This window comes from Vibrio sp. D173a, assembly GCF_030248475.1.
This window is the reverse complement of record NZ_JAHGAH010001366.1, coordinates 1-706: the sequence shown is the minus strand read 5'-3', so window position 1 is coordinate 706 and position 706 is coordinate 1. Positions and strand designations below refer to the sequence as shown.

The window sequence follows — 706 nt, the reverse complement described above, 5'->3', positions numbered from 1 at the left end:
ATGAGCTGCGAACAGCGCTGCACGGTATGGTTGGTATTGCAGAAGCGCTTATCTCGGGAGCAAATGGCCCGATCCCAGCCAACCAAAAGTACCAGTTGGATATCATCATCAACAGCGGCCAACGACTAGCGACACTGGTTGACGATCTGCTGGATTACCACAAGATGCGTTATGGCAGCCTAGACATTAAAAAGTCAGCGGTTGACCTATCCGCTGCGACCAGCTTGGTGCTTGAGCTGTCGCATCACCTACTTGGCAACAAACCGATCCGCATCATCAACCAAGTCCCAGCGGATTTAGGTCTTGTTTCATCAGACCCGCAGCGCCTAGAACAGGTGATGTATAACTTAGTAGGCAATGCCATTAAATATACCACTGAGGGTAAGATCGTTATTTCCGCTAGTGTGATTGACGATAATATCCGCGTTCAAGTGGTCGATACTGGCCAAGGGATCCCTGCTGAACACCTAGAGCATATCTTTGAGCCATTGATTCAAGCGGGTCAAGATGCGAGCTCTTACCGACAAGGTGCGGGGCTTGGTCTGTCGATCAGTCGTCAATTGATTGAACTGATGGGAGGCTCACTCTACGTCAGCAGTCAGCCTATGGTCGGCACAACATTCAGCTTCACTCTGCCACTCGCAACACCGGAAGAACTTGAACACTACAACGAGTCGAGCAGTTACTCACACTTCCAAGCTCCAGA

Annotated in this window: 1 protein-coding gene; it reads left to right on the top strand. The window is 50.3% G+C overall.

Translation table 11 applies throughout. The features are described from left to right. Positions 1-706: cell wall metabolism sensor histidine kinase WalK (locus KIV40_RS33405; RefSeq protein WP_285353702.1), on the top strand; the 706-nt coding region annotated here is incomplete at both ends.